A 20,436-nucleotide genomic window follows, 5' to 3' on the forward strand; every position below is an offset into this window, starting at 1 on the left:
GACTGGCGATGACAGCGACCACCACGCACCGGATCCCGGGACCGCCACAGGTCCCGGGACCCCGGCGCGCCTCCGGCTGGGTGCTCTCGCTCGCGCTGCCCCTGACCGTGCTGGTCGTGGTGTGCCTGCTGGCCGTCGCGCTCGGGGCCCGCAGCGTTGATCTGGGGACCACCGTCGACGCGCTCTGGGCGCTGGTCACGGGGAGTACTGAAGCGCTCCAGGGTGACATCGACGCCGCGGCCGTGGCGTCCCGCGTCCCGCGCACCGTCACCGCCGTCGTCGTCGGCGCCAGCCTCGCCGTCTCCGGCGTCGCCATCCAGGGCGCCACCCGCAACCCGCTGGGCGACCCGGCCCTGCTGGGCCTGACCGCGGGCGCCTCGCTGGCGGTGGCCGTCGGGCTCGCGCTCGGTCTGACCGGGGGCCTCGCCTCGGTGCTGGGGTCCTCGGTGGTGGGGACCCTCGTCGCGGCCGTCGTCGTCTACGTGGTGGCCTCCGCGTCGCAGAACCTCGGCGGGTTCTCGCTGCGACGAGTGACCCTCAGCAGCCCCGACCCGCTCGCCCTCATCCTCGCCGGCGCCGCCGTCACCGCCGGTGCCATGGCGGGCACCACCGCACTGCTGATCAGCTCACCGGCCGTCCTCGAGCGGTTCCGGTTCTGGAACGTCGGCTCCGTCGCCCGGGCCGAACTCTCCGACGCCCTCTGGCTCGCCCCCGTGGCGCTGGCCGCGATCCTCGCGGTGGTCGTCCTCGCGCCCGGCCTCGACGCCCTGGCGCTCGGCGACGACCTCGCCCACGGGCTCGGTGCCAATCCCCAACGCGTCCGGATGTCGCTGTTCGCCGCCGTCATCGTGCTGTCCGCGACGGCCACCGCGCTCGCGGGGCCCGTCGGTTTCGTCGGGCTGATGGTGCCGCACGCCCTGCGGCGGTTCGCGCCCGCCAACCACCGTGAGCTCACCGTCGCGGCGGCCCTGTGGGGCGCCGTCCTGGTGGTGGCCGCGGACCTGCTCGGCCGCCTCGTGATCGCCCCGCAGGAGATCCATGTCGGCGTCAGCACCGTGGTCCTCGGCGCCCCGCTCCTGTTGGTCCTGCTGCGGCGGAGGCGGTTCGTGTGACCGCCATCCGCGTCCTGCACGCACCCGCCCCCGACGGCGACTTCCACGCCGCAGCGCCGGTCGGGGCCGAGGCCCGCGACGTCGTGGTCCGCCTGCGACGCCGCGCCGGGCTGCGGGTGGGGCTGGTGGTGGCGGTGGTGGCGGTGCTGCTGCTGGCGCTGATGGCCATCCGGGTCCTGTTGGGCCACTACACCGTCACCATCGCCGACTTCTTCGCCATCCTCGGTGGCGCGGACATCCCCGGCGCCAGCTTCATCGTGCTGGAGGAGAAGCTGCCGCGGGCCGTCATCGGGGCCCTGGCCGGGCTCGGACTCGGAGCCGCGGGCGGCATGTTCCGCCGCAGCCTGCGCAACCCGCTGGCCAGCCCCGACGTGCTCGGCATGACGCACGGTGCCGCCGCGTTCGCCGTCGCGGCGCTCGCCTTCGGGCAGCTCCGGGGCGTGCAGATGGCCGCGGCCGCGCTCCTCGGCGGCCTCGCCGCCACCGCCGTGGTGCTGTGGTTCTCCACCGGAGGCCCGCGCGGGACCCGCTCCCGCGGCATCGGAGGGGACCGGTTCATCGTGGCCGGCATCGCGGTCGCCGCGCTGGCGCAGGCAGTCGTCGCCGGCGCCATGCTCAGCCTCTCCCTGCACGACCTCCAGACCGCCGCCATCTGGACCGCCGGCTCCCTCAATGCCGCCAGCTGGGAGCGGATCGGCATGCTGGGGGTGTGCCTGCTGGTGCTGCTCCCGGTGGCCGGCTGGATCCACTGGTCCATGGCGCCCGTCGACCTCGGGGCGGACCTCGCCCACGGCCTCGGCTCCCGGCCCGGCCGGATGGTGCTCGGGGCGCTCCTCACCGGCGCGGCGCTCGCCGCCGTCGCCACGGCCGCCACCGGGCCGCTCGCGTTCGTGGCCCTGATGTCCAGCCCCATCGCACTGGGTCTCACCCGCGGCCGGTTCTCGCTGCCCGCCACTGCGCTGTGCGGGGCGTGCCTCGTCGTGCTGGCCGACTTCGTGGGAGCCGAGATGCTGGCGGTCACGCTGCCCACCGGTGTCCTGACCGGCGCCGCCGGGGCGCCTCTGATGCTCTGGCTCCTGCTCACCAACTCCAGGAGGGGGAACACATGATCCCGACCACCTCGCCCGGACCCGCCATCTGCCTGCGCGGCGTCTGCATCGGCTACGACGACACCCTCGTCGTCGAGGACCTGGACCTGGAGGTGCCCCACGGGGCCACCACCGTCCTGATAGGCGCCAACGGCAGCGGCAAGACCACGCTGCTGCGCGGCCTCACCAGACAACTGCCGCTGCGCACCGGCTCCATGTCCGTGCTCGGCCGCGACACCGCGGGCTGGTCACCCCGGGAGTTCGCGCGCACGGTGGCGCTGCTGCCGCAGTCCCCGATCGCGCCCGAGGGGATGACGGTGGAGCAGCTCGTGGACCGGGGCAGGCACCCGTACCGGCGGCTCTTCGGTGGGCGGCGAGCCGACGACACCGACGCCGTGGCCGGCGCCCTGGAGCGCACCGGGATGCTCGAGTTCGCCGAACGCCGCCTGACCGAGCTGTCGGGTGGCCAGCGGCAGCGGGCCTGGCTCGCTCTCGTGCTGGCCCAGAGCGCGCCCGTCATGCTGCTCGACGAGCCCACGTCCTACCTGGACCTGGCGCACCAGCTGGACCTGATGGACCTGGTCCGCAGCCTGCCGGACCCGCGCGAGCCGTCGCGCCGCGCCACCGTCGTGATGGTGCTGCACGAACTGAACCTCGCCGCCCGGGTGGCGGACCATGTGGTGGCCGTCCGCGACGGTCGGATCGCCGCCCAGGGAACACCCGGCGAGGTGCTGGTGCCGGACGTGCTGTCAGAGGTGTTCGGGCTGGATGCCGACGTGACGCCCGACCCGCTGCTCGGCCACCCCGTCGTGATGCCCCGCAGCGTCGCCGACCGGCAGGCCGTGCAGTTCACGCCCCTTGCACGCGGAGGATCAGCCGGCTGAAGCTGATGGCCACGGAGAGGTCCTCGGCCACCTCGGACATGGTGTGGCGCATGCCCTCGGCGTCGTAGCAGTACAGGTAGAGGTTGCCCCTGCCCGTGGGGGCGTCGGTGAGCACGCGGGCGCAGCGCACCATGGCCTGTTCGAGGATGGCGGTGACCACGGTCTGCTCGGTGGTGGGGGTGTGGATGTTGACCACGGACTGGGCTCCGACGGGACCGCCGATGCGGAATGTTGCCTCCACCCGTTCGGTGCCCTCGATCGTTGCCACCGCCGTCCGGAGCCGTTCGGCGAACTCGTCGCTCACTGGCGCCCCACCTCCACCTGGTACGTGCGGATCGTGCCGGAGCCCTCCGGGTAGAACCGACGGATCGTGTCGTTGAAGTCGTGCACGGGGGTCTCGTCCTCGAGCCACTGCGAGGTGCCGGGAGCCATGATGTCGCGGATCTTCGTGTCGTAGGTCTCCTGGCCGTGCCAGTCGAACAGGCCGGACTCGCCCTCGCCGTTGCTGAGGTCGACGTCCACGACGTTGGGTTGGTCCACGCCGCCCGCGCCGCCCAGGTCCAGCTTGGGAACCGGGTCGTAGGAGTTGTCGAAGTTGATCACGGGAATGTCGTGGGGGATGGGGGCGGACTGGATGGGGGAGCCCGCCGTCATGATGCCGCCGATGTCGTAGCGCCCGGCGAACGACGGGTCGGAGGCGAGGTTCGCCGCGATGATCCCGCCCTGCGAGTGCCCGGTGAGGATGATCTCCGGCCTCGCGCCGCCGGGCTGCGCGCCGGTGACCTCGTCGATGGCGGCCATGATGGCCTGGGTCGACGACGTGGTCCCGTAGCCGACGCCCTTCAGGTTGGCCGCCCAGTCGGTGCCGCCGGGGTGGCCGGTCCAGCCGTCCCAGGTGTCCAGCGACTCGGTGGTGCCCGGGATGGCCACGATGTAGCGCGGCGGCTGCCCGGGGTTCTCGACGACGGTGACCTGCACGCTCGGACGCTCGGCGCCCGGCTCGTCGCGGGTGGAGTAGACGTCCCACATGTCGCGCATCAGGTCCGAGGGGTCCTCCAGCCGACGGCCGTCGAGGGCGTTGACGTGGCGGGGGTCACCGACGAATGGGGTGCCGTCGTCGAAGAAGTGGTGGTCCTCACCGGTGACGAGGTTGGCGAGCGCCCCGCCGCCGAGGCCGGTGAGGTAGGCGCCGGTGGCCAGCACCTCGGAGACCGAGGGGAGTTCGCCGTCGGTCAGGAGGTCGTCCAGCCAGCGGGGGCGCTCGCCCGCCGCGTCGAGGAAGCGGTCCATCCCGGCCCCGAACGCGGCCAGGTGGTCACCGGCGGTCTCGCGGACGTCGTCGGCCAGTTCGCCGAGGTCCTCCCACCGGTCGCTGGCCCAGTCCAGACCGTCGTCGATCTTGTCGCCCGCGAACTGCGCCCCGGACAACAGCGCGTCGCCGAGGCCGGTGCCCCAGGTGCTCAGCCGGCCCTTGACCGCGAGCACCGCCAGCCGTGCGGCGAACCGCACGTCGACGGCGTTGATGCGGAACACCAGGGTCTGCACCGAGGTCCAGACCTGCACCCGCCAGAACGGACGTCGCGGGTCCAGCTGCGACCAGCCCGAGGCGTGGCTGACGACGGCGCCGCCGTCGGTGATCCCGAAGCGACGGGATTGGGCGTAGGCGGTGGCCGCGGACATGCCGGAGCGCAGTGAACGCACCGCCCCAGCAGTCTCCGCGTACGCCTCCGCGGCCGCGGAGAGCTGTTCCCCGAGACCTGAACCCTGCTCCACCAGCACGCCCCTGCGGGCCCTCGCCGCAGCGGAGGCTGCGCCGCTCCAGGAGTCGGGATCGGAAGCGGCCACCTGATGCATCGAGGACACCAGCGCCGCCGACTGAGTCCGCTGCGTGCCGGCGGCCGCAGCAAGGGCACCGTCGTCCCAGCGCAGTGCGTCGCCCCAAGCGGCCATCACTGCTGCCCGAAGAACTCGGCGATGGCTTTGGTGGAACGCTCCTCCTGCAGCTGGTACTGCTCCGCGGCCGACCTCGCCGCGTCCGCGTAGCGAGTGAGGGCGTCGGTCAGCTCGCCCCCGGCCGCGGTGAACCGGCCCTGCAGAGCGCCCGAAGCCGCCGCTCCCAGACCACCGGGCATGGCGGTCTGCGCCGCGTCCAGACGGACCGCGGCCAGCGTCGAGGCAGCCTCGTTGCCCGCTGCGGCAACCTCTCGGCTGTGGTCGAGCAACTGCTCGATCACGACGCTGTAGTTCATGGGTCGAACCCTAGTGAGGGCCCGGGTCATTCCATCTGCGTTCGGTGACGCCGGGAGATCTCTCGGATTGACTATCCTGATCACAGCGTCAGCATCGACGCAGGAACAGGATCGAGGAGAGCGTGGCAGATATCAGGTTCTCGAATGTTCGACGTAGCAAGACGGGGCTGGTGGAGATTGCTGCGGAGGTTGGCGGAGCCTCACACGAACTCCGGTTCGATCTTGGAGTTGCTCATCAACCGGCCGATGATCTTGTAGCACTCGCCCTCGGGATGCTGTGCGGCAGGAAGTTCGAGCACATCACCCTTGAAGGGATCGCGGCGCCTGCTGACTGTCGCCAGACGATCGAGGAGCTCACGGGGGCCTCGGTTCACCTGGAGGAGGGGGCTGGCCCCGAGCGCCAGCGGGGAACCACTGCGGTCCTTGGATTTTCGGGAGGCTTCGATTCCCTGACGGCCTTGTTGATGATGCCCCCCGAACGCAAGCTGTACTCCTTCGACTTCGGTGGCAAGTTCGCCCGCGAGCGGCCGTTCTTCGAGCGCTTCGATACCCACATCGTCGAGACCAATCTCGTGGACGAGGGATTCAACCGCTTCCACTGGGAGTTCATGTACTCGGCTGCGATTCTCCTGCACGACGTCTTCGGGACTGATTACCTCGCCATGGGCAGCATCTTCGGCGCTGCCGCGCAGCAGTTGATCAATGCGCAGCCCGGACAAGGAACTCATGCCACGCTGGTCCAGCAGTACCTGGGGATCACGCCCTACAGTCCCGTGCAGGGACTCAGCGAGATCGGTACTGCCGGCCTCGTGGTCAAGCACTATCCCGACTTGGTGGTCGACTCCCTCAAGTCCCTCGCGAACCTGAAGGAGGGCAAGTACACCCGCAAGATCCTGTCCTTGTGGGCCTACCAGGCCTCCCAGGGCTTGGAGACGTGGCCGGACCTGCCGAAGGCGGGACCCTGGTACACATGGGGGAAGAGTTTCACCGAGGACTTCATCTCGATGTTCATGATCAAGCACCTCGGGATCGAGCAGGTGCAGGCCATCTACAAGTCACCCATTCCCTCCGAGGCAGTGGAAGTGGCGATGGACCTGTCCCTGGACTTCTACCTCAAGGTGTTCCCCGCGGGATCCCTGGGCAGGGATGACGAGTTCGCCCCGTTGGTGGATGCCATCACCGCTCCGACGCTGCTGGGTGAGTACGAACAGCGCGACTACGAGGAGCTGACGACTGTCGTGAACTTGTTGCAGCGCGCCGTCGAGCCCCCGGCCTGAGCTTGTGGAGGCATCACCGGCTAGGCTGCATTCCCGGGGCAGCAATGAGGAGGAGACACCAAACATGAGACGCGTCATGGTCATCTACGGCACCCGTCCCGAGGCGGTGAAGATGGCTCCGCTGATCAAGGCTCTCGAGGCGTCGGACGTTCTCGAGCCGGTGGTCGTGTCCACCGGGCAGCACCGCGAGATGCTGGACCAGGTCAACGAGTGGTTCGGCATCACCCCGGACCTGGACCTCAACGTGTTCAACCCGGGGCAGTCCCTGACCGAACTGGCCTCGCGGATCCTGGACCGACTGCCGCAGGCGCTCGCGGATCTCGCCCCCGACGTCGTGGTGGTGCAGGGTGACACCAGCACCGTGGCGATGGCAGCCATCACCTGCTTCTACTCGCAGATTCCCGTGGTGCACCTGGAGGCCGGGCTGCGCTCCGGGGACATCAACTCCCCGTTCCCCGAGGAGGGCAACCGACTGCTCGCGGGACAGGTGACGGCACTTCACCTCGCACCGACCGCCGCATCGCGGGACAACCTGCTGCGGGAGGCGTTCGACCCGTCCATCATCACCGTGACCGGCAACACCGTCATTGACGCGTTGGAGTGGACGGCCCGGCACGAGGTCGAGTTCAAGGACCCCCGACTGGCGGAGGCGAAGGCCGCGAAGCGGCCCATGGTGCTGCTGACCACGCACCGCCGGGAGAACTGGGGAGAGCCGATGGAACACATCGGCCAGGCCGTGGCCGAACTCGCGCAACGCTTCCCGGGGCACCTGTTCGTGTTCCCGGCGCACAAGAACCCCCGCGTCCGAGAAGCGGTCCTGCCCCGTGTCGCGGGTCTGGACAACGTCGTGGTGACCGAGCCGCTCGACTATCCGGAGTTCGTCCACGCCCAGCGCTGGGCGGACGTGATCCTGACGGATTCCGGCGGTGTCCAGGAGGAGGCCCCGAGCTTCGGCAAGCCAGTCCTCGTCCTGCGGGAGAACACGGAGCGCCCCGAGGCCGTCGACGCCGGGACCGTGAAGCTGATCGGCACCGACAAGGAGCGGATCGTGGAGGAGACCGCCCGACTGATCGAGGACCAGGACGCCTACGCCGGCATGAGCCGAGCTGTTAACCCCTACGGCGACGGACGTGCGGCCGAGCGCTGCGTCGCCGCCATCGCCGAACTGCTCGGGGTGGGGGCCCGGCAGCCCGAGTTCGGAGTCGAGCAGGAGAGATGAGCGAAGAACCCGCGGAACTGTCCCCCTACCTGACCCGTGCCGGACTGCTCAGCGCTGTGGAGCCGGCCACGGTGCCGGGCGGCAGCGCCCGGCGTGCGTTCGTGGTGGACGAGTACCACCGCCGGACCTTCGGGGAGCACATGTTCTCCGGTGGTGCGGCCGTGGTCGACTCCCTCACGGACCTCGACGCCCTCGACGTGGAGTGGGGTGGGGTGACCGTCGTCGACACCCGCCCCGAGAGCTGGATCGCCGCGGCTGAACGGTTCCTGGGGGGCGAGGAGATCGAGGACCTGACCATCATCTCCACCCAGCACTGCCTCGTGGTCCTGGAGACGTTGGCCGAGGTCGACCTCCCGGCGATGTCCGTGGACCGGGTGGCGACCCGCCGCGGCCGGTTCGTCACCGGGTTCAGGCGTCCGATCGCGGGTGACGTCGGTGTAGGGCCGCTCCTGACGGGTCTGCGGACCGGTGTGGAACCGTTGATCCGCAGCCAGCGTGACCTGTTGCACGCCGACGCGGCACGGGGCTCGGCGCCGCGCCCGGCAGATGCCGAGCGAGCAGAGCTGAATGCACGGATCGCCACCCTCTCGGGTCAGTTGGCGGCACTGGAGGCGAACCACCACGCGCGCGGGGCCGAACTGGCCAACCTCAGGACCCGCTACCGCAACCTCTCCCGTTCGCTGCTCGGCAGGACCACCATCAAGTACTGGAACCTCAGGAGGCGACTGCGCCGATGACCGAACTCTCCATCGTCATCCCGACCTTCAAGGGTCCGGAACGGTTGGGGACGGCGCTGGCGTCCCTGGCAGCTCAGACGGCCGACCCCGGACGCTTCGAAGCGGTCGTCGTGGTCAACGGACCCGCCGACGGGTACGCGGCCCTCGTCGAGGAGGTGCGCGGCCAACACCCGCAACTGCAATTGCGGGTCGAGTTCCTGGACGTCACCGGGGCCGGCCGGGCACGCAACCACGGCGTGAGCGCGGCACGGGGCCAGTACCTCACGTTCCTCGACGACGACGACTGGCTCCAGCCCGAGTTCGTCCGGCTCGGCCTCGAGGAGGTGGCGCCCGACCGCGTCGTGGTCCTCCCGCTCATCGACCAGGACCAGGAAACGGGCGAGTACGAGACGAGCCGCTACGGAAACAACACGAAGGCCTACGCGGGCCAGGTGGCGCCTCTCGACACACTGCCCTGGGTGCTCTCCTTCAACGCCTGCAAACTGGTCCCGCGCACCGTCGCGCTCCGCCACTCCTACGACACGGGGCTGCGCAGCGGGGAGGACCTCGTCTACTTCGCCGGCTATCTGGGCGAGGACCTGGAGGCGATCTTCGTCTACGGCGACGACGCCCACTACGTGCGCCAGGTGCGGCCCGGCTCCGTGTCCAGGCAGACCGAGTCGTTCGACTTCATGGTCACCCAGCGCCTGGCCTGCATCAAGCACCTGGACGACCTCGACCTGCCCGAGGGCGGCAAGGCCGACTCCACCAGGCAGTACCTGATGCGCTCCCAGGCGCAGTCCGTGAAGCGGTGGGTGGCCGCAAACCCGGAGGGCCGTGGGAAGGCGCTGACGGCCGTCCACGACGCCAAGTTCAAGCGTTTCCCCGACGGCGTGTTCAACCTGGGCATCGCGGAGGACCTGGCGTTCCTCTACGCGTTCGCGCCGGCCAGCGACACCAGCGCCGTCGTCGCCGCGAAGAGGCTGGTGGAGCGCGGGCGGGTCACCGACGTGATCTCCAACGACATGGGGCGGGTCCGCAACAAGGACTACCAACTGCCGCAACTGAGTGCGGCCGTCGTGGACACCCACCATGAGTTGTCCTGCCCGGTGAGCTTCGCCTCCGGTGCGGCGCTGTCCATCTTCGCCGTCGACGCGTTGCTGGTGGCGGAGCGGGAGCACCGGCGCAAGGGGTACCGACGGGTGTACTCGCGGGCCCTGTGGGCCGGCTCCCACGCCGCCGCGGCCCTGTTCAAGCTCCGCCACTGGAGCGTCGAGTGGACGGCCGAGTTCTCCGATCCCATGAGGTTCAGCACCGACGGCGGGGAGCGGCCCTCACCGGTCGTCGACGACGTGGTCACCACCGAGCTCAGGGCTGCCCTGGCCGCCCGTGGCTTCGGCGGCCTCACGATCCCCTCCACGTTCGCCCTCGTCGAGGCCGTGGCCATGGTCCTGGCCGACGAACTGCTGTTCACCAACTCCAACCAGATGCGGGTCATGCTGGAGCGCTGGGACGACCCGGACCTTTCGCGTCTGGTCGAGGGCAAGGCCCTGATTTCCCCTCACCCGCAGCCCCGCCCAACCGCCTACACCTCCCACCGGAGCCAGGGAGAACTGCCCGACGGTGTGGTCAACATCGGCTACTTCGGAAACTTCTACCCCAACCGGGGCCTCGGGCCGGTGCTGGAGGCCCTCGACGCGCTGGACGAGTCGCTGCGGGCGCGCATCCACCTGCACGTGTTCACCGGGGACGTGGCCGGGACGGACAAGTCCCTCGCGTCGCGGCCGAGCTCCGCCAACGTCACCGTCGCGCCCTACCTGCCGTACTTCGAGTTCCTCAACATGACCACCCGGCTGGACGTACTGTTGGTGGCTGACACGGTGGTCGGGGATGCCATGAGCGTCAACCCGTACCTGCCGTCCAAGGTCAGCGACTACCGCGGTTCTGGGCGCCCCATCTGGGCCCTCGTCGAGCCCGGCTCGCCGATGTCGGAGCTGGACTTCGACTTCGAGTCGGTGGCCGACGACGAGGACTCGATCGCCGCAACCGTCGCGCAGATCGTCGCCCGGCTGGGCTGATCAGCCCAGCAGCAGCTCCAGCCACTGCCTCTCGACCGCTCGCGGGTCGAACCGCCGCGCGAACTCCCGCACGGCGCGCTGGTGTGAGAGCTTCAGCCCCGGGTCCGCGTTGAGCGAGATGACGAACTCCGCCATCGCGTCCACGTCGGGGAACACGTGGTCTGGGCCGAAGATCGTCTCCACCCCGGGCCGTGGCCAGAACAGGGGAACCGCCCCCGAAGCCATGCCCTCGGCGGGCGCCAGGTGGAAGCTCTCGTCGGTGGATGGGGACAGTACCCAGCCGATGCGGCGCATCCAGTTGGCGATGTCCGCCCCGAACGGCTCGAACACGACGCGCTCGGCCAGGCCGGGCGTGCTGCCGACGCGGTCGTAGAAGTCGAGGTAGGGGTCCCGTTCGGTCCAGTCCCGCCACGTCCAGGGGTACTCCCACGGTGGGCGACCCTTGACGTGGAGGCGGTACCGGCGGTCGTGATCGAGCAGTCGTTCCAGCAGGTCGAGGGCACGGTCCGGCCGCTTGCGGAAGGGGACGATCCCCACCAGCCCCAGCGCGAACTCCGCCCCCGGCACCTTCGGACGGTCGAAGTCGGGGAGGTCGACGACGTTGGAGATGCAGTGCACCTTGTCCTCCGGCCATCCCAGCGTCTCGTGGGTCAGCTGCCGGTAGTACTCGGAAACCGTGATGACCGCGTCCACCGCGTCGATGTCGACGTCGGTGATCCAGGGGGCGGTCAGCTCGAAGCGGTGCAGGCGGACCAGCAGGCGCTGCCCCGGCCGCTTGCGCTGCGAGTACCAGACGGCCACGGGGCCGGCCCACTCGCACAGGACCACGTCCGCCCAGGCCAGCAGTTCCCGGGACAGCTCCTCGTCGTGGTCGTCTAGGGTGGCCCACTGGTCGAAGCGCAGTTCGACGTCGGCGCGGGCCGTCAGGCTGGCCACCAGCTCGCCGGTGAACTTCAGGTCGTGGCTGGCGATCACCACTCGGACGGGGGCCGCCCGCAGCGGGTGGGTGTCGAGCTCGGGCTCGCTGCGCGCGAAGTACGCCTCGAAGCGTTCGGCGGTCGCCGTGCTGGAGTAGCTCCTGACGGCCTCCTGCACCCGCCCGCGCAGGCCGGGGACCAGCTCGCGCGCACGGACCAGCACCTCGGTGACGTCGGTGGCGTCGTCGGAGACGAACAGCGGGTAGTCGGATCCGAACAGCCGCTCGTGCGCGGCGGTCCGGTTCAGCAGCGGTGGGGTCCCGGCGGCGGCGTACTCGAGCACCTTGGTGGACAGCTCCAGGCTTGAGTCCATGGCCGTGGAACGCCAGCTGAGCCCGACATCGTGCGCGGCGACGGCTTTCAGTGCCTCCTCGCGGGGCACGCCACCGCGCCACGTGACGCCCACCGGTGGTGCCTCGAGTGTTTCCTGCATATCCGTGATCCACTCGGGATCGGCTGACTGGACCTTGTCGCCGAGCACGGTCAGGGAGGCGGGGCAGTCGCGCTCGCCGAGCAGCGCCGGCAGGGCCGTCATGTCCAAGGTGCGCCACTCCGGGTGGAGCTTGCCCGAGTAGACCAGGCGCAGTTCCTCGCCGACGTCGTCGGTGCGGGGGGCCACGAAGTAGTCGTCGGGCACCGTCGGGTTCATCAGGAGGCACTTGCCGGCAGCCTCGGGGACGATGGCCTCCACGTAGGAGCGGGTGTCCTCGGTCTGGAGGAACAGCCGCTGGGACCCGGCTGCGATCCGGCGCAGGCGGGCGAGCTGCTCGGCCGGCATCAGCGTGGCGGGGAAGGGGAAGTCGGTGACGTAGCTCCACAGTCGCTCGGACAGCAGGCTCGAGCGGGTGGCCCGTTCGGCCATGGCGCTGCCGCGCACCACCAGGATCCGGGCCCCGGTGGCGGTGATGACGTCCTCGAGCCTCGCCGCGGCGTCGTCGAGTGACATCGCCGCCATGCCCCCGGTGGGGACCGCCGGGTGGACGACGATCCTGGGGTGGTCCGAGATCCGGGTCAGCAACCTGTCCGTGGAGACCTGTGCCTTCAACACCACGTGGACGGTGGAGTTGGTCAGTGCGAGGGTCTCCGCGAGGGAGACCAGCCAGATGGCCGAGCCGTCGATGATGTTGAGGTTCACGTCGCCGTAGAGGACGACCTGGCGTTCGCTCACGAGGCGTCACCCTGCAGCCGGTAGGCGTGGAGCCCGGTCAGGAGGGAGGGTGCGGGGTCGGGGCCCTGCGCCTCGACGAGGGCCTCGTCGATGACGTTGGTGTCCGCGCGCAGGGCGTCGGCCGCGACGCCTCTGATCCCGGTGGCCGGGAGCACGTAGATGGAGCCGGTGTTGCGACGCATCCAGGCCATCGCGACGCGCAGTTCGAGCAGCAGGCTCGCCCCGTGCGGGTCGAGGGCCCCGGCCCAGGGGCCCGACGCGAGGGAGTCCTCCTCGATCACCAGCGACGTGGGGCGGGAGTACTCGAGTTCGGCGGCGCTCATGCTGGGGTGGAGTCGGTGGACGGTGCCGTGCGCGGCCAGGTGGGCGGCGAGCGCGTCCGATCCCACGAGGGCGATCGCGTTGCGGGTGACGGGGGAGACCTCGGGGGCGCCCATCCCGTTCGTCGCCGCGAACAGCCGGAAGGGCGCGTCCGCGTCAGTGGTGGTGGCTGCGGCCACCCGCCCCGTGCTGTCGGTCGCCACGCTGCGCTCGGCGGTGAACGTCCCCACCTCGGTCAGCTTTTCAGCAACGGTGCGGACGGGCTCGGCCGGCGGCGCCGGTGCGGGCTTCGGGGGTGCCGGGACGGGCCGGTCCAGCTGGTGGGCCAGCAACTTGAGGCGTCGCTGGACGTCCTTGGCCGTGCTCGCGGTGACCTGCAGCTTCCAGGTGAGGACCACGACGGCCACGCCGACGAGGCACACGGCCAGACCCGCCAGTGGCAGGTCCAGCAGGAGCAGTTGGACGCCTCCCAGCGCGGCCGCGGCCAGCACCAGCAGCATGGTGGCGGCCACCACGGGAGTGACTCGTCTCATGGATCGCGACCTTTCTCGCCGGCCTCGGGGGAGGGTCAGCGCCAGAGGCCCTTGGTGTCCACCACGCGCTTGCCCTCGAGCCGGTCCGCGGGGATGCCGCGGAACGCGTCGTGGTCCACCAGTACCACGATCACGTCGGCCTCCTCGATGGCCTGCTCGGTGGGGGTGAGGGTGACGTTGTTGAGGTTGGCGAGCTTGGCCGGCAGTTCCTCGACGTGCGGCTCGACGGCCAGGACGCGGGACTCGGGGTGGTCCGCGGCGTAGTCACGCACGATCGCCAGCGCCGGGGACTCGCGCAGGTCGTCGATGTTCGGCTTGAAGGCCAGGCCGAGCATCGCCACCACGGGGGCGGCGGCACCCTCGGTGGCGGCGCGGACCTGGTCCATCACCCAGTGGGGCTTGCCGTCGTTGACGTCGCGGGCCATCCTGATCAGCCTGGACTTCTCGGGCACGGCCGCCACGATGAACCACGGGTCCACGGCGATGCAGTGGCCGCCGACGCCCGGGCCGGGCTGCAGGATGTTGACGCGGGGGTGGTGGTTGGCGAGCTCGATGAGCTCCCAGACGTCGATGCCCAACTCGTCGCAGATCACCGACAGCTCGTTGGCGAAGGCGATGTTCACGTCGCGGAAGCTGTTCTCCACCAGCTTGGCCATCTCGGCAGTCGTGGCGTCGGTCAGCAGGATCTCGCCCTTGCAGAAGACCTCGTAGAGCTCCTTCGCGGCTTCCGCCGCCTCCGGAGTGATGCCGCCCACGATGCGGTCGTTCTCCACCAGCTCCACCATCACGCGGCCGGGGAGCACACGCTCGGGACAGTGGGCGAACTTGAGCGAGGAGCCGGTCAGGTCCGGACGTTCCTCGGCCACCACGTCGGCCATGTGCTGCGTGGCCCCGGGCGGGGAGGTGGACTCGAGGATGAGCAGCTCGTCGCCGGTGAGGTGCTTGGCGACGGCCCTGGTTGCCGCCTCGATGTAGCTGAGGTCAGCGCTGCGGTCCGGGTTGAACGGGGTGGGGACGGCGATGATGTAGGTGCTGGCGGGAACCGGGTCCACCGAGGCGGTCAGCCTTCCCTCGGCCACGCCCCGCTCCACGTAGCCGCCCAGGTCTGGCTCCACGAAGGGGACGCGTCCCGAGGCGATGGCCTCGACGGTCCTGGGGTTCACGTCCACGCCGTGGACCTTCAAACCCTTGTGGGCGAAGATCGCGGCCGTCGGCAGACCGATGTATCCCAGACCGACAACACATACATCCGGGTTCGTCACACTGTTCTCCTGCAAGTTGGGTGTCGGGCGGGTCCGCGCAGGGTGATGCCGTGCGGCGCCGACTGATTCGATCCAGCCTAACGCCCGCCCACGGCATCACCCAACGTGGCTCGCCACGCGGGTGGGGCCTCAGCGGTCCTCGGGGGCTTCCTCATCGTGTTCCATGGACATCGGCACGGCCGCCGGAGTGACCTCCATCGGCTCCACCTCCGCAGCCACCTCGATGACCTCCTCGCCCATCGCCAGGACCATGGTCTCGGGGGCGCAGCTGCGCCTTCCGTTGACCGTGCGGTCGAACAGCCCGGCGTCGTAGGGCTTGGTGGCGGTGTGGCTGAGTTCCTCGGCGATGGTGTCGAAGAGCCGGACCCCGGAGTGGCAGGCGATGCGCTGCAACTCGGAGATGTGGCCGTCGTGGTAGTTGATGTTCACGTTGCGGCCCGTGTACTGCTCGGGGATGGTGACGCTCGCACCTGCTGCGGACAGGTTGACCCGGTCGATGGCGTGCCAGCGGCCACCGTCGTAGGCCTGGACCTCGACGGCACCGGTGCCCTTCAGCTTGAGGACGTTCTCGGGCGTGGTGCGCACCGACATGTCGTAGGACGGAGTGAGTGTTTGGCCCTGGTTCTCCGCGATCCGGAGGGCCGCGTTGGTGTACCAGGCGGTGGTGTTGGTCACCGCGTAGCTGTAGGTGAGGAACTGGATCCGCATCTTGCAGCCGACGGCCGGAGCCTTGAACGACGTGCTCGACCAGGCCGCGTCCTTCGTGCGGTTCTTGGCGTTCTCGTGGATCAGGGTGCTCACAGTGGTGTTGTTGGGTCCCGGGCAGATCGAGTAGACGGGCACCTTGCCGCCGGTGCCGGACTGGCCCGCCGTGATCTGGAGCCTGGACTCGAACGACAGCGAGAGGGTCTTGCCGGCGATCGCCGGGCTCACGTCGATGACCTGCTCGACGCCTGCCCAGCCCTTGCCGGCACCCTGCGGCCGGATACCCATCCAGCGTCCGTCGAAGCGGATCGCGCTGGTGTTGCGGTTGATCACGGTCCAGCTGTCCGGGGTGCCGTCCTTGTTGGAGTCGGCGAAGTTGTGGTTCAGCAGGAGGTTGCCCGAGAGGTTCGCCTGCGTACCGATCGGCAGGTTGTTGCCGAGCTTCTTGCCATTGAGCAGCGTGTCTGTGATCTTGGTTCCTGCCAGCGAACGAACCCCCGCACCCGCCGGGGTCTCCTCGGGGTCAGTCGCGGTCGGTTCCTGGGTGGGATCCTCGGTCGGTTCGCCGGTCGGTTGCTGCGTGGGTTCCCCGGTGGTTGCGCCCGTCGGCTCCTGCGTGGGTTCGCCGGTCGGTTCCTGGGTCGGCTCCGCAGTGGGGGTCGAGGACGGCTCCGGTGAGGGCGAGACCGAGGGGGTCGGGGATGCGGTCGGGGTCGGCGTCGGCTCGGGGGTCGGCTCCACTGCGACGGCGCGCAACGGGGCGGCCGGGTAGCCGCGGACCATGTCGTAGGAGGACATGGTTCCGCCGTCGATCGGGATCCGCATCTTCGGGACCTCGACGCGCAGGGCGGCGATGGCCTCGTCGTAGAGGTTCCAGGCGCGCTGGTCCCCGGTGCTCCTGCTGCCGGTGTGGGTGGCCCACGAGTACAGGCCCAGCACGTTCTGGAAGTGCCCGTTGTAGACGGTGGTGGGGATGGGCTCGGTGGGGTACTCCTCGAACCACAGGAATCCCTTGCCGTCACGGTTGGTGAAGCCACCCTGGTCGAACGGGATGAAATAGGACTCGAAGATCTGCTCGGCGTAGTCGTACCACTTGGAGTTGCCGGTGAAGTCGGCGAGTTCCATGAAGGCCGTCATGGCGCCGGCCTGCCCGAGGCCGGAGTACCAGCCGGTGCCCAGCGGCTCGAGGCTGGGGTTGGCGCTGAAGCCGAACGGGTAGGGGAACCACAGGCTCTTGCGGCCCTGGTAGGTGCGCTCCTTGCCGCCGTCGATCAGGTGCTCGGCGCCGAGGAGCGCGAAGCACAGCCGGTCGGCGTCGGAAAGCGTGGTGGAGCGCAGGGAGACCTTGATGAAGTTCGCCAGCGAGATGGGGTTGTAGTGGTCCGCGGGCTCGTAGCCGGGCTTGATGACGTGCGGACGGCCCTCCCGGGTGAACGTGAAGCCGGCCGGCGGGGGAGCGTCGCACGGGTTGTCGTACTGGCGCGGGATGGGCCTGGTGCCGGGCACGAACTGCACGACGTTGTTGAACACCCACTTGTTCTCCGGGGTGAACACCCAGGCGCCGTCCGCGCCCTTGGTGGCGTTGACGACGGTGGCGTAGGTGAAGGAACGGCAGCCGTTCTGCCCGGTCCACTCCGTGGCGCACTCGGTCTTCCAGAGCCGGCCGTCAGTCCCGGTGAACTGGCCGTCCCGGGCGAGGGGGTTGATCTCGCCGGTGTTCTTGTCCCGCCAGTTGGCGCCGTTGGAGGGCAGGTAGGTCAGGTTGTTGAAGACGAACTCGTTGACCAGTTGGTACTTGCCGTCCACCACCCGGGCCTGGGTGGCCATGATCTCCGCCCGGCACCTGGTGACGGTGGTGGAGTACTGGTTGCACACGGTGTTCCAGAGCCGGTCGTTGAACCATCTCTGGCCGGGGGTGGTGTACGGGTGCACCTCGGCCGAGGCGGGCACGGGCTGTGCCACGAAGCCGCCTATCAGGCCGAGCACGGCTGCGAACAGGAGTGGGAGCAGTTTTGCGCGACGTGTGTTCATGGTGTGGGAAGACCGCCAGTTGATGTCGGGGCCCGGAGTGCCCGGATGCCGTTGGACTACCTGCGCGATACTACCTGCGCCCGCTCGCACGCCAGGTTAGGGGACGGTTCCGCGGCGATTCGAGAGCGCGAACCCTAATCCTCGGCTTCAGGTCCGGACGGTGACGCATCCGGCCTGCCGTGGTCCGCCAGGGCGAGGAGCAGGTCGAGCGCGGTTCGATGCGAGTCGATCACTTCGACGCGCGCCCCGGGACCCGAGGCGACCACACGTCGCGCGACCCCTCCGTCCGGTCCGGTGACGACGGTGGCGGCCAGGTTCCAGCCGCGCTCCCAGTACTCCTGCTGCTCACGCACCGCCGGGTCCGGGGCGTCGGCCCGCATGCTCGAGTGGTCCAGCACAGTCCTGGCGTACCAGACCCGCTGGGCCCAGGCCGCGAACCCGAACGGCGCCATCGGTGGGCCGGTGATGACGACGACGTCGTAGTGGTCGTCCCTCCCCTCGAACCAGCGCTCCAGGGCCAGTTGCCAGCTGCCCGCCTCGGTCAGGAGCGGGTCGTAGGGGCTCTCCGCCGCCCGCTCGAGCGCCAGCGCCGCGACGGGATCGATGGCTCCCGTGCCGGGTGCCAGGTTCGCGGCTCCGAAGTCCGGCACCACGTGGACGCGGGTGGCCCCGTCGCACGCGACGGGGGCGACGAGGTCCACCGCCACCGACTCCGAGGAGCGTGACGCCTCCAGCCAGAACCTCGCCCGCTGGGACGACGGGTCGTGGGCCACCACCAGGGCGCGGACCGTCCCGGGGGTGCGGGGCGAGGTGGACGGTGCGGGGTGACGGGGCTCCTCGAGGAGGGCCTGCGAGGGGAGGTCGTCGAGGCGGTCGGCGAACCTGGTGGGCCAGTTCCGGGACGCGCCGGCCCAGCGCGCCAGGTCCGCGGCCCACGAGTCGGGAGCGGTGACGAGCAGCGGCTTGTGGACGTGCTTGGCGATCCAGTCCAGCACGAACTTCCAACCGGCCGCACTCGCGCCAGAGAGGGATCCCGACGCGATGTCCATGCGGTCCTCCGGCAACGGTGCCTGCTGGCGCACCCCCGTCAGGCGGAGGGCGGCGTCCACCCGACGGACCACCGGCCAGTGGCGGTCACGGGCAGCGGCGGCGACGGCCTCGTCGTCAGTGACGACAACCGGCGTGTGGAGCGTCATGACAGCCTCCCGAGCAGTTCGAGTTCCCGCTGAGTCGTCGCCGTCGGCCCGCACTGGGCGGCGGCACGCTCGGCGGCGGCGCGGGACAGGTCGGGCAGCCGGTCGGGCGCTTCCACCAAGCTCCACAGTGCGTCGGCGAACGCCCAGGGGTCGTTGCCGCGGGGCAGCAGGCTGCAGGTGGTGTCGGTGAACTCGGGCACGGCGGCCACGGGGTTGGTGATGGTGACCGCGCCGCTGGCCATCGCCTCACCGAGCATCACACCCTGCGTGTCGTAGCGGGTCGGGACGAGGGAGATGCCGTGCGTGTCGTAGAGGGAGGCCATCTGGGCCGGGCTGGAGAACCCTTCCTCGACAATGACGTTGTCCAGCCGCCGCAGCGGCCGGACCGTGTCGGCGAACAGGGTCCCGTAGCCGCGGACGGTGAACTCGAGGTCCTGGAAGCCGTCGCGCTGGGAGCAGATGTCGATGGCGCGAACGGCGATGTCGCTGCCGTAGTTGTGGGTGGCGAAGCTCCGCAGCAGGAGGATCCTGCGGGCCTCCTCCGGTTGGCGGACACGCGCCCGGTAGACATCGGTGTCGATGACGTTGGGGATGACCTCGACGTTCCTGGCGGCTGTGCCGACGTCGAACTCGGAGTAGCGCTGTTGGGTCCGGGAGACGAACACCTTCGTGATCGCCTCGTCGGCGAAGAGGGGGCCTGCGGCGCGGAACCGATCCGCGTTCTGGGCGTCGCGGATGTGGCGGATCGCCATCATCTCCATCGTGGTGCTGTTGCCGTGCAGGCGGCGGTAGTCCCGCACCTCGTAGCCGTGGAACCAGGTGGCCAGCCGCTCGCCCGGGACCCGCGCCCGCAGTTCTTCGATGGCCACCGGGGTGGGCGAGTGGGCCAGTACCCGTGAGCCCGAGGCCGCGAGCGCGTCGAGGGCCTGCGGGAGGTCGGAGGGGCGGATCGCCACGACGGGGGCCGCCGCGTCGGCCACCACCTCTGGGGCGGCCACGTTCAGGGGGGAGTAGTCGACGACGATGCCGTTCAGGCCGGCTGCGGCGTAGGCCTCAACCCGGCGCCGGACGAACTCGGAACCGGTCCGCCAGCGGTACGGGTAGGTGACGGCCAGCACCACGAAGTCGTGCCGCGTCCTGAGGTGGTCCTGCACGTCGTCGGGGAGGGAGGGGTGGTGCTCCGTCATGAGGCGTCCGGCTTGAACTGCCCGCGGCGCAGCGCCTTCTTCACCATCAGCTTGCCGGGCGCCTGGATCTGCTGCTTGAGGCGGGCGACGTGTGCCTCGAACTGGGTGACCTGTGCCCTGAGGCGGTCCACCTCGTCGGACTCCGCGGCCGCTTCCTGCCGGGCGGTCTCGGCCTCCACGCGCAGCGCCTCGGCCTCCGAGCGCGCCTCGTCCACCCGGGTGGCGAGCGCGATGGCGTCGGCCCGTAACTCCTCGATGACCCGTCCGGCCTGGGCCAGCTGTTCCCTGGCCACGGTCAACTCCGTGGCCGTCAGTGCGGCCAGATGGTCCGAACTGCCACGCTGCGTCTGTTCCTCCACGTCTGGCACTCTAGCCAACCGCAGCAGACGGCGTAGTGGTGGGGAGGAACAACCTCCCCACCTGCCACGTGCGG

At 70.1% G+C, this 20,436-nt stretch carries 17 protein-coding genes; 7 read left to right on the forward strand and 10 right to left on the reverse strand.

Translation table 11 applies throughout. From position 1 onward, the window contains the following. Positions 1–8: 8 nt before the first annotated feature. From ACYU7G_RS03640 to ACYU7G_RS03650, 3 genes are read left to right on the forward strand one after another with little or no spacing between them, the layout of a single operon-like run. Positions 9–1,112, forward strand: a complete 1,104-nt coding sequence (locus ACYU7G_RS03640; RefSeq protein WP_461104860.1) for a FecCD family ABC transporter permease — start codon at positions 9–11, stop codon at positions 1,110–1,112. Further along, positions 1,109–2,221 (forward strand): iron chelate uptake ABC transporter family permease subunit, encoded by a 1,113-nt coding sequence (locus ACYU7G_RS03645; RefSeq protein WP_461104861.1) that lies wholly within the window; start codon positions 1,109–1,111, stop codon positions 2,219–2,221. The genes ACYU7G_RS03640 and ACYU7G_RS03645 overlap by 4 nt, the downstream gene beginning before the upstream one ends. Next, positions 2,218–3,084, forward strand: coding sequence for an ABC transporter ATP-binding protein (locus ACYU7G_RS03650; RefSeq protein WP_461104863.1), 867 nt, complete (start codon positions 2,218–2,220; stop codon positions 3,082–3,084). Before ACYU7G_RS03645 ends, ACYU7G_RS03650 begins: the two co-directional genes overlap by 4 nt. Here ACYU7G_RS03650 and ACYU7G_RS03655 read toward each other — a convergent pair. The 3 genes from ACYU7G_RS03655 to ACYU7G_RS03665 are packed head-to-tail and all read right to left on the reverse strand — an operon-like array spanning position 3,050 to position 5,333. Next, positions 3,050–3,388: a hypothetical protein gene (locus ACYU7G_RS03655; protein WP_461104865.1), complete on the reverse strand. Its 339-nt coding sequence runs from the start codon at positions 3,386–3,388 to the stop codon at positions 3,050–3,052. The genes ACYU7G_RS03650 and ACYU7G_RS03655 overlap by 35 nt on opposite strands. Next, positions 3,385–5,034, reverse strand: a complete 1,650-nt coding sequence (locus tag ACYU7G_RS03660; protein ID WP_461104867.1) for a PGAP1-like alpha/beta domain-containing protein — start codon at positions 5,032–5,034, stop codon at positions 3,385–3,387. The genes ACYU7G_RS03655 and ACYU7G_RS03660 overlap by 4 nt, the downstream gene beginning before the upstream one ends. Then, the gene (locus ACYU7G_RS03665; protein WP_461104869.1) at positions 5,034–5,333 is read right to left on the reverse strand and encodes a hypothetical protein; all 300 of its coding nucleotides are present in this window, start codon (positions 5,331–5,333) and stop codon (positions 5,034–5,036) included. Before ACYU7G_RS03665 ends, ACYU7G_RS03660 begins: the two co-directional genes overlap by 1 nt. A 464-nt stretch (positions 5,334–5,797) precedes the next feature. On the opposite strand from ACYU7G_RS03665, the gene ACYU7G_RS03670 reads away from it, so the two are divergent. From ACYU7G_RS03670 to ACYU7G_RS03685, 4 genes are all read left to right on the forward strand, one after another. Beyond that, positions 5,798–6,610 (forward strand): hypothetical protein, encoded by an 813-nt coding sequence (locus ACYU7G_RS03670; RefSeq protein ID WP_461104871.1) that lies wholly within the window; start codon positions 5,798–5,800, stop codon positions 6,608–6,610. 64 nt (positions 6,611–6,674) lie between these two features. Continuing rightward, positions 6,675–7,829: a non-hydrolyzing UDP-N-acetylglucosamine 2-epimerase gene (gene wecB, locus ACYU7G_RS03675; protein ID WP_461104873.1), complete on the forward strand. Its 1,155-nt coding sequence runs from the start codon at positions 6,675–6,677 to the stop codon at positions 7,827–7,829. Further along, positions 7,826–8,566 carry a hypothetical protein gene (locus ACYU7G_RS03680; protein ID WP_461104875.1) on the forward strand — a complete coding sequence of 247 codons (741 nt, stop codon included), beginning with the start codon at positions 7,826–7,828 and terminating at the stop codon, positions 8,564–8,566. Before wecB ends, ACYU7G_RS03680 begins: the two co-directional genes overlap by 4 nt. Then, complete coding sequence (locus ACYU7G_RS03685; RefSeq protein WP_461104877.1) at positions 8,563–10,623, forward strand: glycosyltransferase; 2,061 nt, start codon at positions 8,563–8,565, stop codon at positions 10,621–10,623. The genes ACYU7G_RS03680 and ACYU7G_RS03685 overlap by 4 nt, the downstream gene beginning before the upstream one ends. On the opposite strand, the gene ACYU7G_RS03690 is transcribed toward ACYU7G_RS03685, so the two are convergent. From ACYU7G_RS03690 to ACYU7G_RS03720, 7 genes are all read right to left on the reverse strand, one after another. Then, positions 10,624–12,768 (reverse strand): glycosyltransferase, encoded by a 2,145-nt coding sequence (locus tag ACYU7G_RS03690; protein WP_461104879.1) that lies wholly within the window; start codon positions 12,766–12,768, stop codon positions 10,624–10,626. Then, positions 12,765–13,622 (reverse strand): hypothetical protein, encoded by an 858-nt coding sequence (locus ACYU7G_RS03695; RefSeq protein WP_461104881.1) that lies wholly within the window; start codon positions 13,620–13,622, stop codon positions 12,765–12,767. The genes ACYU7G_RS03690 and ACYU7G_RS03695 overlap by 4 nt, the downstream gene beginning before the upstream one ends. 35 nt (positions 13,623–13,657) lie before the next feature. Beyond that, on the reverse strand, positions 13,658–14,884 hold the full coding sequence (wecC, locus tag ACYU7G_RS03700; RefSeq protein ID WP_461104883.1) for a UDP-N-acetyl-D-mannosamine dehydrogenase: 1,227 nt from the start codon (positions 14,882–14,884) through the stop codon (positions 13,658–13,660). Positions 14,885–15,013: 129 nt separating this feature from the next. Continuing rightward, complete coding sequence (locus tag ACYU7G_RS03705; RefSeq protein ID WP_461104885.1) at positions 15,014–17,620, reverse strand: D-glucuronyl C5-epimerase family protein; 2,607 nt, start codon at positions 17,618–17,620, stop codon at positions 15,014–15,016. 134 nt (positions 17,621–17,754) lie between these two features. Next, positions 17,755–18,816, reverse strand: coding sequence for a hypothetical protein (locus tag ACYU7G_RS03710; protein WP_461104887.1), 1,062 nt, complete (start codon positions 18,814–18,816; stop codon positions 17,755–17,757). Beyond that, complete coding sequence (locus ACYU7G_RS03715) at positions 18,813–20,003, reverse strand: glycosyltransferase (RefSeq protein WP_461104889.1); 1,191 nt, start codon at positions 20,001–20,003, stop codon at positions 18,813–18,815. The genes ACYU7G_RS03710 and ACYU7G_RS03715 overlap by 4 nt, the downstream gene beginning before the upstream one ends. Continuing rightward, positions 20,000–20,362: a hypothetical protein gene (locus ACYU7G_RS03720; protein ID WP_461104891.1), complete on the reverse strand. Its 363-nt coding sequence runs from the start codon at positions 20,360–20,362 to the stop codon at positions 20,000–20,002. Before ACYU7G_RS03720 ends, ACYU7G_RS03715 begins: the two co-directional genes overlap by 4 nt. Positions 20,363–20,436: the final 74 nt, after the last annotated feature.

The sequence above is a fragment of the Tessaracoccus terricola genome (assembly GCF_054776555.1).

Excerpts from the sequence above, each read along its gene's own strand:
- ACYU7G_RS03640 (WP_461104860.1), top strand. The coding sequence starts at position 9 with ATGACAGCGACCACCACGCACCGGATCCCGGGACCGCCACAGGTCCCG.
- ACYU7G_RS03650 (WP_461104863.1), top strand. The coding sequence starts at position 2,218 with ATGATCCCGACCACCTCGCCCGGACCCGCCATCTGCCTGCGCGGCGTC.
- ACYU7G_RS03660 (WP_461104867.1), bottom strand. The coding sequence starts at position 5,034 with ATGGCCGCTTGGGGCGACGCACTGCGCTGGGACGACGGTGCCCTTGCT.
- ACYU7G_RS03665 (WP_461104869.1), bottom strand. The coding sequence starts at position 5,333 with ATGAACTACAGCGTCGTGATCGAGCAGTTGCTCGACCACAGCCGAGAG.
- ACYU7G_RS03670 (WP_461104871.1), top strand. The coding sequence starts at position 5,798 with ATGATGCCCCCCGAACGCAAGCTGTACTCCTTCGACTTCGGTGGCAAG.
- wecB (WP_461104873.1), top strand. The coding sequence starts at position 6,675 with ATGAGACGCGTCATGGTCATCTACGGCACCCGTCCCGAGGCGGTGAAG.
- ACYU7G_RS03680 (WP_461104875.1), top strand. The coding sequence starts at position 7,826 with ATGAGCGAAGAACCCGCGGAACTGTCCCCCTACCTGACCCGTGCCGGA.
- ACYU7G_RS03685 (WP_461104877.1), top strand. The coding sequence starts at position 8,563 with ATGACCGAACTCTCCATCGTCATCCCGACCTTCAAGGGTCCGGAACGG.
- ACYU7G_RS03695 (WP_461104881.1), bottom strand. The coding sequence starts at position 13,622 with ATGAGACGAGTCACTCCCGTGGTGGCCGCCACCATGCTGCTGGTGCTG.
- ACYU7G_RS03705 (WP_461104885.1), bottom strand. The coding sequence starts at position 17,620 with ATGAACACACGTCGCGCAAAACTGCTCCCACTCCTGTTCGCAGCCGTG.
- ACYU7G_RS03710 (WP_461104887.1), bottom strand. The coding sequence starts at position 18,816 with ATGACGCTCCACACGCCGGTTGTCGTCACTGACGACGAGGCCGTCGCC.
- ACYU7G_RS03715 (WP_461104889.1), bottom strand. The coding sequence starts at position 20,003 with ATGACGGAGCACCACCCCTCCCTCCCCGACGACGTGCAGGACCACCTC.